Raw genomic sequence first — 11,262 nt, forward strand, 5'->3', positions numbered from 1 at the left:
TTGGAGATAAACTTGTTTTAGCCATAGAATACCACCCTTTAAAGCCGTTGGCTTTTAGATTCACTCTGTCTTCTGTGACAAAAATCACTTCTCTTGGTGTCGTTTTGGTTGGCACTGCCATTTCTTTGGGTTTCGAGGATAAAAGAAGCCTACAAAGGCTTGCTGAATGGTGACATTTTGGAAGGGGTTATAATTTTAACTTAATTGACATTTCAGAAGATGACGTTTTTAAAAAGTTAGTGATTTGCTAAACCATGGGGTGATGCATAATAGCGAACCTTTGTGCGAGATGTATCTGGATATGTTGAGAGAAAAGTTAAAGCAATTTACGACGTTGGTAGGGATTCCATCGGTTTCATGGGGGTATTTGTATATGGTTGCGCTTACGCATGATGTCTGATTTTAATGCATAAACATCATAGATAATAGGTGATTACATATTACATGAAAGTCTGCATAATTACAACGGTGCATCAGCCGTTTGATACACGGGTATTCCACAAAGAGGCGAAAAGTCTCGCGAAGGTGCATGAGGTTGTATTGGTTGCGCCGGATGAAGAAAGGGCGGATAAAGAAGTAGATGGTATAAGAATTATCACGGTAAAAAAGCCTGAAAGCAAACTTTTACATCCGGTAACGATGTGGCGAGTATTCAAAGCGGGATTCAAGCAGGATTGTGATGTTTATCACTGCCACGAACCAGGTTCTCTCTTTGTAAGTGCAATTTTAAAAGTTTTAAAAAGGAGGAAGTTGGTATATGATGCACATGAACATTACGCTTCTTTAATCGCAAGCAATAAGATATTCCCAAAGAGTATACGAGGGGCTATAGAGAGGGTCTGCTTCAAGAGTGAGTTAACATTGAGCAGATTTGCAGATTACATAATCGTGGTCCGAAGCGATCTGGAAACAACGTTCAAGAAAGTTAATAAAAATATAAAAATAATATATGTATGTCCAGATCTTTCGTTTTTTCCACTAAAAAAAGTAAATCGCGAGGATATTGTGGTATATGAGGGTGCAGTTGACATCGAAAAGAGGGGCTTAAACATCTTTTTAGCATCTCTATTAATTGTATCCAGGAAGATTAAGCACATAAAATATCTCATTGTTGGAACAATACCGGAAGATGATTTATCTTTCGCTACGGAATATCTAAATAGAAATAATATGGCAGATCGTTTTGAATACACAGGATGGGTTGACTATAATGCCGTGCCCGAATATTTATGCCGGGCTAAAATTGGTGTGATTTTGCTTCAGCCGGTATATTATAATAATATAATGGGTATTCCAAATAAGTTATTTGATTGTATGGCAGCAGGAATTCCGGTTATTGCGAGCAACTTCCCGAATATATCTAAAATAGTTAAAGAAGCAGATTGTGGAATATTGATAGACCCAACCAATCCAGAGAAGATTGCCGATGCCATATTATATCTGCTGGAACATCCAGAAGAAGCGAAGAGGATGGGCGAGAACGGGAGAAGAGCAGTGGAAGAGAGATATAACTGGGGGAAGATGGAGGAGAAGTTGCTTGGAGTCTATGAGCGATTGAAATGAAAGTAATAATAAGAGTAAAAGAAATCAGAGGAAACTGCGTTGTATTTAAAGGCGGTGAGAAGATTGTAATAGAAGGACCGGAAATAATCTTAAATGGGACAGATAAGATATGTATACATGCATTGGTCCCCTTACTTCATTATGTAGTGGCGATCAGAGAGGGAGTAGACCCCGTCAAACTTGGGCTTGCTAAAGCGGGAAACAAAGCATACGTGCAGTGTATGGATCCAGGAGAGCCGTATACAAATGGCGGAACTGTTATATTTGAAATGGAGGTGACAGAATGAGAAAAATTTGTGTAGCAGGTTTGGGTTACATTGGACTGCCAACAGCATTATTGTTTGCAGTTAGTGGCTATGAAGTCGTTGGAGTGGATATCAAAAGAAGTATAATAGAAAAAGTAAATCAAAAGGTTATGCCATTTGACGAGAAAGGTTTACAGGAGCTTTTAATTAAAGCGATTGATTCACACAGGTTCAGAGCATCAACAACGCCAGAAAAGGCGGATGTTTTTATCATTGCTGTTCCAACACCCTTTGATAAAAAGAACAGGATGGCAGACTTGAGTTATGTGATAGAAGCCACGAAATCCATCGCTTCATTACTTGAGAAAGGAAATCTTGTGATAATCGAGTCAACGGTTCCACCAGGGGTATGTGAAAAATGTATAATTCCTATTTTAGAAGAGAATTGTAATACGGGAAAAGTAGGACTTAAAGCAAAGGAAGATTTTTTTGTCGCTCATTGTCCGGAGAGAGCGATACCAGGAAATACCCTTTACGAGATGATGAATAACGACCGTATAATAGGAGGAATAGATGAAAAGTCATCAGAACTGGCAAGAGAGTTATATGAGAGTTTTGTAACAGGTAATGTTTATGTTACGTCCATCAGAACCGCTGAGATGGTCAAACTCATGGAGAATACATATCGAGATATAAACATCGCACTTGCGAACGAATTTGCGCAGATAGCCGAGGAAGCGGGAATAGACGTTTGGGAAGCGATAGAGCTTGCAAATAAGCATCCTCGTGTGAACATTTTAAAACCAGGACCTGGTGTTGGCGGGCATTGTATCGCCGTGGACCCCTGGTTCCTTACTGAAGATAGCACAAAAAGTCGTATAATCTCTCTTGCGAGGGAGATCAATGATGGTATGCCTGTATATGTTTTGCATATTCTCAAAGATATGCTTAATAAACTCAAAAAAGAAAATCTGACCATTACTATTACTATATTTGGGGTTGCTTATAAAGGCAATGTAAGTGATACCAGGGAGACACCGGCATTAAAGTTTATACGACTTGCAGAAAAGGAAGGATATAAAGTGAAGATATATGACCCACATGTAAAAGATGGAGATTTTGAATATCCGATCCTACCCCTGGAAGATGCTGTTCAGGACAGTGATTGCATCGTTGTCATAGCGGACCATAGCGAGTTCAAATCGCTATCGCCTGATGAGATAGGAAAGTTGATGAGAACCAGAAAAATTTTTGACACAAGAAACTGCCTTGACCGTGAAAAATGGAAGGAGGCTGGTTTCGAGGTTAAGATTTTAGGGTGTTTAGGGTGTTAAAGTTAAAATGATATCCATAATCCTGGGGACACGTCCAGAGATCATAAAGATGTCGCCGATAATAAGAGAATGCGAAAGACAGGATATTGACTATTTTATCTTGCATACCGGACAGCATTACTCTTATAAATTAGACAAGATCTTTTTTGAGGAGCTTGAACTGCCCGAACCAGAATATCATTTAGAAGTAGGTTCAGGGACACATGCAGAAGAAACGGGAAAGATGTTGATTGGAATAGAGAAGATTTTAATAAAAGAGCGTCCCGATGTCGTTTTAGTCGAAGGAGATACAAATACGGTGCTTGCAGGTGCGTTGGCTGCCTCTAAATTGCACATAAAAGTAGGGCATGTCGAAGCGGGCTTAAGAAGTTATGATAGAAGAATGCCAGAGGAAACAAATCGGGTCTTAACAGATCATGTTTCCGACTATTTGTTCGCACCTACAGAAGTTTCAAAGGAGAATTTGCTGAGAGAAGGAATAATTGATGGTGTCTATGTTGTTGGAAACACGGTCGTTGATGCTACGTGTCAGAACCTAGAAATAGCAATGAAGAGTTCAAACATTTTAAATGAGCTTAATTTGAAAGCGCTGGATTATTTTTTGATTACGCTACACAGGGCGGAGAATGTAGATGACAAAGATAGATTAAAAGAGATATTAATTGCTTTTAACCGGTTATCAGAGACATACGAGATTCCATTGATATTTCCAATTCATCCGAGGACAAGAAAAATGATTGATAGATTTGGATTAGGATCAATGCTGGATTGTACCGAGATCATTGAACCGGTTGGTTATCTGGATTTTTTGATTCTGGAGAAGAATGCAAGATTGATATTAACGGATTCTGGAGGTGTTCAGGAAGAGGCATGTATATTAAATGTGCCATGTGTAACCTTGAGGGATAATACAGAGAGACCGGAGACTGTGGAGGTGGGTAAGAATGTTCTGGCGGGAGCTGAGTCTGAGAATATTACGAGATGTGTCGATGAGATTCTGAACAGGAGGTTATCTGATGCAAATCCGTTTGGAGATGGAAGAACGGGGGAGAGGATTATGGGGATAATAAAATGATCAAGAAGGGGTTAGCACTGCTCGATTCCTGGGTGGATAGAAATGGCTATGAAGGATATGACCCTTATGATATTTTAAGTATCAAAGTTTTCAGGATATTTCAAAAGAACAGATATACCACATTTGGATTGAAAATGCTTCTGGATATATTTCCTTTTGGCTTCAGAAGGCTTTTTCGTATTCAGAAGGGGATTAACCCGAAGGCAATGGCACTTTTTGCAAATAGTTACCTTAACCTTTACGGAGTATTTAGAGATGAGAAGTATAAAGATAAGGCAGTATTCTGTTTGAACTGGCTTATCGAGAACCCGAGTAAAGGATATTCGGGCTACTGCTGGGGTTATCCATTTGACTGGCAATCCCGTGTATTTATTCCAAAAGGTACACCATCTTGTGTCGTTACTTCAATAGCAGCACATGCATTCCTGGATGCTTATGAGATCTTAAGTGATGAGAAGTATTTGGAAATTGCAAAAAGTTGCTGTGAGTTTATACTTCGCGATTTGAATATAGATGAAGTTGATGGGAATAGAATATGTTTCAGTTACACACCTGTTGATAATTTTCATGTGCATAATGCCAATCTGTTCTGTGCATCTATTTTGTACAGGATTGGGGATATAAAAGGTGATGAGATATACAAGAGAATGGCAAAAAAGGCGGTGAATTATACTATAAGTGAGCAGAACGAAGATGGATCATGGTACTATTTTGGATATCCCGAAACAGTACGTGGCGCAATTGATAATTATCACACCGGGTTTATCTTGCGAAACCTCTTCCGTGTATATAAAATCACAAAGGAAGAGGAGCTAATGAGGTGTGTTTACAAAGGGCTTGGGTTTTATATCGAGAACCTATTTGAGGACCAAATACCGAAGTTTCATCATAATATCATATATCCGATTGATATACATGCATGTGCAGAGTCTATTTTATGTTTATCCATCCTGAGTGAAATATATCCGAAAGCGATGGAAATGGCAGAAAATGTAGCGGTCTGGACGATAGAGAATATGCAATCAACGGATGGATACTTCTATTACCGAAAATATCGTTTGTATACGTCAAAGATACCTTATATGCGGTGGGGGCAGGCGTGGATGCTGTACGCACTCTCGGAACTGGTAAAGAGGCGTGAAGAGGGATAAACAGAATGACCAGGATGAGTGAATTCTTTGATAATTACTACAGGGAAGGTGGCTGGTAGCTCGATGATTTCGGAACCGCGGCGTACTGGAAACGAGTTGAATACTTATCCGAATTGATAAAATCGGGTAGTAAAAACATACGGATATTGGACCTCGGTTGTGGAAAAGGGGAGGTGAGCAGATATATATCAGAAGAGAACTCTGTGTATGGGCTTGATATATCAAAGATTGCATTGAAAGAAGGCAAAGCGGTATATGGACGCTGCTGTTGTGGGAGATGCAGAAAAGCTGCCTTTTAAGGATCAAGTATTTGATTTAGTTCAGTTTTCGGAGTCCATATATTATTTGGATGACCCGATTGTATCGTTAAAAGAGATTCGGCGTGTGCTAAAACCCGAAGGAGTTCTGGTTCTGACGTGCGGTACTGCAAATGCACCATCACTGTGGCCAATGTTATTATTGTTGAAGATACTTAATCGCACGATTCGGATACACACCTCGAATGGGTCATACTGGAAGACAGAACGATATACCACGCTAAAATTGAGAAAGATTTTAATGTCTGCGGGATTTCGGATTGAGAAACAGATTGGCTACTTCTTCTATATTCCATTTCTTAAAAGGGAAAGATTTATTCCACTAATGATAAAGCTTGGAGAGTTCTTACCGAAGTTTTCAAGCTATGTCTTCTTCTTTGCGAAACCAGAAAATAAGGAGGGTTGAGTAGATGAAAGTAAAGAGCGAAGAAGAGGAGAGAAGAAGTGCAGCATAATGTTCAGAACCTTTGATGTGGTGGGGAAATTATTAAAAATGTTTGGAATGCTTAGATATGTTTATCTGAACATAAAGGTCTTCAGGAGAACCAGATGACGAAGATACTGATAACAATAGACGTAGAAAGCAGCAAAGAAGTACGGGATGGAGTAATGCACCATCTACACTATAAAGAGGACATAGAAACGCCATGCAAAAGGATAATTAAGATAGCAGACAGATACGGTGCAAAGATAACATTCATGGTGCCGCTGAGTGAGATTTGGGCTGACCATAAGGAAATTGTAGAGCTGATGAGCCTGATGATAAAAAATCATGACATACAGGTGCACCTTCACAGACCAACACCGTTGTTGACCGAAAAGGAGCTCACAGAGATTTTGAAAAGTGAGGTTGATATGATTGAAGAGTTCACAGGTATCAGACCAGTCGCTATTCGAGCAGGTGGCTATAATGTAGGGAAGGGCGGAAAATGGATACGGTCTATATTGAATGCCGGACTCAGGATTGATTGCAGCGTGTGGCCCGGTGTCAGCACGATAAAATCAAAGAGGGTAAGGGATAGAGCAGTTAGAAACGAAGAGAGATACTGGGGTAAAGGAGCATTGTATTTCGATTTCAGAGGTGCACCGATGTTCGGACCGTACAGGGTGAGCGATGATAATATCGCAAGAATAGGCAATACAAAGCTGTTGGAAATTCCCATTACGGTATCCAGGTATGAAGAAGTAAATCCATGGAAGTATCGGTTTGACCCAAAGAACCAAAATATGGTGCAATTAAAAAATACCGTTTTAAAGCATTCTGATAAAGAATATACTTGAGATGTTCTGGCATTCGAAGCGCGTAATATTTAAAGGTGTGGATGTATCATGGATATATATGCGGCGATTTGGAGGGATATTGAAGTTTCTTGCGAGGAAGGGCGCTGAGTTTGTGACGATGAGCGATGTGGGGGAAGGTTATCGAGAGTGGTGAGATATTTATTGAGGGGGAACTAAGATATGAATAACGGAGCTTGTGATATAGAAAATAGCATTATAACCAAAGTATGTGTGATTGCATTCAGCAATTTTTCCCTTTCTGTAGATGGAAGTAAGTACAGAATTGCAAAATCGCTCGTAGATGCGGGATATGACGTTACGGTGCTTGCTATAAAAGATGCTAAGACAAAAAGTAGAGAGATTATAGATGGTATCAAAGTGTCGCGGATTGATGGTAAAAACTGACCAATAAAGTTCTTAAAATTCCTGTTTTCTGCATTGAAGCAGAAACCTGATATTTATCATTCGTTTGATTTGAAAACGCTTCCGTTAGCATATTTTGTATCAAGAATTAACAGGTCTAAACTTATCTACGATTCAAGGGAGTTGTATGTGGAATCCATGCGAGACAAAGAGCTGCCAAAAGTTTATAAAAGAATTATGACGAGTGTTGAACGTTTCTTGATTAAAAGGGTGGATGGTATTATCGTTGTAAGTGACTCGATAGCAGATATATTGGTTAAGCGGTATGGAATCGAAAGACCAACGGTTATTTTCAATTGTGCTCCTTACAAAGAATATAGAAAAACAACAATTATTAGAGATTTGCTGAATATCAAAGATGATAAACGAATTGTTCTGTATCAGGGGATAATTTCACGTGGCAGGGGGTTAGAGAATCTTGTGAGCGCAGCGAGATACGGGGATGATGCGGTTGTCGTCCTGATAGGCGATGGGAATCTAAAAGGAGAACTGATAAGAAAGGTAAAAGAAGAAGATTTGGAGGAGAAGGTTAAATTTATAGATGCGGTTCCTTATAAAGAGCTATTGGATTACACGATGTCTGCTGATTTGGGTGTGCATCCGATTCAAAATACATGTTTGAATCATTATTATTGTGCACCAAACAAGCTCTTTGAATATCTGATGGGCGGGCTCCCGGTTGCTGTGAGCAATTTTCCTGATATGCGGAGGATAGTAGAAAATGAGGGTGTTGGGGAAACGTTTGATCCGGAGGATCCGAAAGATATTGCAAGGGTGATAAATAATATATTAAATGATGAGGAGAAATATAATATAATGAGTAGGAATGCGTTGAAGCTCGCGAGGGAAAGGTATAACTGGGAGAAGGAATCAAGGAAGATGCTGGAGTTTTATGAAAGAACGAGAACCGCAAAGACTTAAAAGGCGATAAAAGTGAATAAGAATAAAAAACCACAACCTGACGTGTAGAACAACACTTGGAAGAATGTGAAAAATATTGTGATAAATTATGCTAATCGAGGAATTTTTAACGAAATTCTTAAATATGTGAATTTTGCAAACAAAGAAGTAATTGAACATGATTGTGGAACTGGTCGTTTATCATATCTGGCATATAAACAAGGAGCCAAAAAAGTAATCCTTGTTGATTTTTCTGATAAAGCATTAGATTTGGCTAAAAAGCTATTTAAAGGCATACATTCTATCGAATTTTAGAAGAAGAATATTTTAGAAATAGAAGAAAAAGAAGTGGCAGATATAGCGTTTTCCAGTGGTGTTGTTGAACATTTCAAAGGTAAAAATATGCTAAAAGCAGCGGTACAATCTCACAAAGATTTAATCCAAAATGGTGGAAAGGTGATTATTGTTGTTCCATACAGCACAAAAGAAACACAAAACGCAGTAAATCATTAAAAAATATAAAGCGATATGGATTTCAGCGACCTCTATCTGAAAAAGAGATGCTTGAACTTTTTAGCGAAGTGGGGCTGGAAGTAGTTGTTATGAAGGGATTTCAGTTTTCTTATTCGTTTGCTTGGTTAGCTACCATTTTAAACATTTTAAACAATAGATTTCAGATATATTTGCCTCTTACTTTTTTAGATAAATGGGGGGGTTATTGTTGGCAATAGGTCAAAAGGAATCTTCAAAAGTAGATGACAAACTTCCTGCTAATAGGTGAAAATATTATGAATAGCGTTACGATGTTCACATAGTTTAAACCAGTATAAAAATATAAACACAAAGCAGTATGGACTAAATGGAGGAATATAAATGAAGACTGCAATCATAGGAGCGGGCTTATCAGGATTATGTGCCGGATATGAACTATCAAAGAGAGGGATAGATATAGCTATTTTTGAAAGCAAGAACATAGGGGGATTAGCATCCAGTTATCATGTAAACGACTATCATATCGAGAAATATTACCATCACATATTCAGATCGGATGAAACAATTTTGAAATTAACCGATGAGCTGGGATTAAATAACAAATTGGAATGGTTAAAAGGCACCACGGGATATTACATCAATGGAAAGATATATCCGTTGAACACGCCAAAGGAAATATTGCAATACCCCTATCTGTCGCTTTTTGACAAGGTAAAACTTGCATTACTTGTTTTACGCTCGAAGAGAAAAAACATAGAGGATTTAGATAATATTACTGCAAAGGATTTGATTCTAAATACTGCTGGTAAGTCTGTTTATAATAATTTCTTTGAACCGTTACTGAAAAGCAAATTTGGAGACGAAAAAGATAATGTCTCTGCATCTTGGCTTTTATCTCGCATTAAAATCAGGTCAGACCGGTCTTTAAGTGGAGAGCGACTTGGATACATGAGGGGTGGGTTTTATTCATTAATCGAGGCTATTTTAAAAGGAATAGCGGATAAGGGTGGAGAAATAAATAAAAAGGCGGTAAATAAGATAATTACCAAAAATAATGAAGTAAAAGGAATAGAAGTTGATAATAAATTTATTGGCTGTGATAATGTTATATCTACAATATCTCCAATGGCTTTAAACGAAGTGATTGATATGCCAATGAGAACTGAGATAAAATACCAGGGAACTGCCTGTGCGCTCTTCGCTCTAAAAGAAAGATTGATGGATGACATATACTGGCTGAATATAAAGGCAGATGTTCCATTTGGTGCTGTAATTGAACACACGAACTTTGCTCCATCGAATAACTACGGAGAACACCTCATTTATATTACTTCTTATTTCCAAGATTTGAACGATCCGCTATGGAGAATGAGCGAAGAAGAAGTGATAAAAATGTATTTGAACGGATTGAAAAAGTTATTTCCAAGTTTTGATGAGAGAGCGATAAAATGGTGGAGATTGGTGAGGGATATGGACACGGCACCGATATTTGAAACGGGTTTTAAGAATAAGGTTTTGCCTTATAAAACGAAGATAAAGGGTTTGTATCTTGCGGGGATGTTCTCCCCTCCAAATTATCCCGAAAGAAGTATGAACGGATCGATTAGAGCAGGATTGGAGTGTGCAGAAAAGATATTAGGGGGTGAATCCCATGAAAACAGAAAATCTCAGTAGTTGGGTTGTTAGTAGATTGGCTAAGTTAGAGCTATTTATAGAAGAGTCAAGACTTTTAGTTGTTATATTGATATTCTTAGTAGGTTTTTTTGTAAGATTTTTACCTCTCATTATAATGGGATTTCCCACAGAACTCCCTTTTAACGGTGGTGGACTCTATTATCATTTCTCTGAAACTATCCTCAAAAATAACTTCGCATATCCACGAACAATTCCATATTACACTGATAATGGGATACCTTTTGCGTATCCACCTTTGCTTTTTTACCTTATTGCCATTGTAGCAAAATTCACTCCTTTATCTACTTTCATTCTTCACATTTATCTACCAACTTTTATAAGTGTAGCTACTGTTATTGCATTCTACTTTTTAGCAAAAGAAATATTCCAAGAAAGGAAGCTCATTCTATTTAGTACCCTTGTATATGCTATACTACCTACCGCCTTTTTAGAGCTAATTCCTGGTGAAGGCTTGTGTGAAAGCTTTGGAGTATTCATCTTTATTATTGGGATGATATTCATGCACAAAATGTTTTCTACCGATAGTCTAAAATATATACTTATTACTGGTTTCCTTTTTGGTATCGCTGTGTTAGGAAGCCCAGGGGGAGGATATGCCTTTGCCATATCTTTAGTGGTATTCTCCTTCTTGAAAGGGCGAGGTATATTTGATGCAAAGAAATTTACAAGTGTTGCTTTGATTGGAGCAGTTGTTAGTTCTCCTTGGTGGCTAACAGTAATTGATTATCACGGTATTGATGTACTTCTTAATGGATTTATGTCTAAGCATTCAGATATTCTTGGGCT

At 38.2% G+C, this 11,262-nt stretch carries 15 protein-coding genes; all 15 read left to right on the forward strand.

Going from position 1 to position 11,262, the window contains the following annotated elements; all coding sequences use genetic code 11:
• Positions 1-444: 444 nt before the first annotated feature.
• Positions 445-1,563, forward strand: coding sequence for a glycosyltransferase family 4 protein (locus tag J7J01_07720; GenBank protein MCD6210757.1), 1,119 nt, complete (start codon positions 445-447; stop codon positions 1,561-1,563).
• On the forward strand, positions 1,560-1,850 hold the full coding sequence (locus J7J01_07725; GenBank protein MCD6210758.1) for a TIGR04076 family protein: 291 nt from the start codon (positions 1,560-1,562) through the stop codon (positions 1,848-1,850). The genes J7J01_07720 and J7J01_07725 overlap by 4 nt, the downstream gene beginning before the upstream one ends.
• Positions 1,847-3,142: a nucleotide sugar dehydrogenase gene (locus J7J01_07730; protein MCD6210759.1), complete on the forward strand. Its 1,296-nt coding sequence runs from the start codon at positions 1,847-1,849 to the stop codon at positions 3,140-3,142. Before J7J01_07725 ends, J7J01_07730 begins: the two co-directional genes overlap by 4 nt.
• 7 nt (positions 3,143-3,149) lie before the next feature.
• Positions 3,150-4,217 (forward strand): UDP-N-acetylglucosamine 2-epimerase (non-hydrolyzing), encoded by a 1,068-nt coding sequence (wecB, locus tag J7J01_07735; GenBank protein MCD6210760.1) that lies wholly within the window; start codon positions 3,150-3,152, stop codon positions 4,215-4,217.
• Positions 4,214-5,368, forward strand: a complete 1,155-nt coding sequence (locus J7J01_07740; GenBank protein MCD6210761.1) for a hypothetical protein — start codon at positions 4,214-4,216, stop codon at positions 5,366-5,368. The genes wecB and J7J01_07740 overlap by 4 nt, the downstream gene beginning before the upstream one ends.
• A 113-nt stretch (positions 5,369-5,481) precedes the next feature.
• Positions 5,482-5,667 (forward strand): class I SAM-dependent methyltransferase, encoded by a 186-nt coding sequence (locus J7J01_07745; GenBank protein MCD6210762.1) that lies wholly within the window; start codon positions 5,482-5,484, stop codon positions 5,665-5,667.
• Positions 5,639-6,091 carry a class I SAM-dependent methyltransferase gene (locus J7J01_07750; GenBank protein ID MCD6210763.1) on the forward strand — a complete coding sequence of 151 codons (453 nt, stop codon included), beginning with the start codon at positions 5,639-5,641 and terminating at the stop codon, positions 6,089-6,091. The genes J7J01_07745 and J7J01_07750 overlap by 29 nt, the downstream gene beginning before the upstream one ends.
• Before the next feature lie 143 nt (positions 6,092-6,234).
• Positions 6,235-6,966: a hypothetical protein gene (locus J7J01_07755; protein MCD6210764.1), complete on the forward strand. Its 732-nt coding sequence runs from the start codon at positions 6,235-6,237 to the stop codon at positions 6,964-6,966.
• A gap of 1 nt (position 6,967) precedes the next feature.
• A complete protein-coding gene (locus J7J01_07760; protein MCD6210765.1) occupies positions 6,968-7,120 on the forward strand; it encodes a hypothetical protein in 153 nt (50 codons plus the stop codon).
• Positions 7,121-7,146: 26 nt separating this feature from the next.
• Entirely contained in the window at positions 7,147-7,371 is a 225-nt protein-coding gene (locus tag J7J01_07765; protein MCD6210766.1) for a hypothetical protein, read from the forward strand.
• A 33-nt stretch (positions 7,372-7,404) separates the two neighbouring features.
• Positions 7,405-8,310 carry a glycosyltransferase family 4 protein gene (locus J7J01_07770; protein MCD6210767.1) on the forward strand — a complete coding sequence of 302 codons (906 nt, stop codon included), beginning with the start codon at positions 7,405-7,407 and terminating at the stop codon, positions 8,308-8,310.
• Between the two features lie 66 nt (positions 8,311-8,376).
• A complete protein-coding gene (locus J7J01_07775; protein ID MCD6210768.1) occupies positions 8,377-8,604 on the forward strand; it encodes a class I SAM-dependent methyltransferase in 228 nt (75 codons plus the stop codon).
• A gap of 33 nt (positions 8,605-8,637) precedes the next feature.
• Positions 8,638-8,802, forward strand: a complete 165-nt coding sequence (locus J7J01_07780; GenBank protein ID MCD6210769.1) for a hypothetical protein — start codon at positions 8,638-8,640, stop codon at positions 8,800-8,802.
• Between the two features lie 360 nt (positions 8,803-9,162).
• Positions 9,163-10,455, forward strand: a complete 1,293-nt coding sequence (locus J7J01_07785; protein ID MCD6210770.1) for an NAD(P)/FAD-dependent oxidoreductase — start codon at positions 9,163-9,165, stop codon at positions 10,453-10,455.
• Positions 10,433-11,262 (forward strand): glycosyltransferase family 39 protein (locus J7J01_07790; GenBank protein MCD6210771.1); only part of this gene is annotated, 830 nt, incomplete at its 3' end. The genes J7J01_07785 and J7J01_07790, both read left to right, overlap by 23 nt.

The organism is Methanophagales archaeon (assembly GCA_021159465.1).
Classification (GTDB): Archaea; Halobacteriota; Syntropharchaeia; order Alkanophagales; family Methanospirareceae; genus G60ANME1.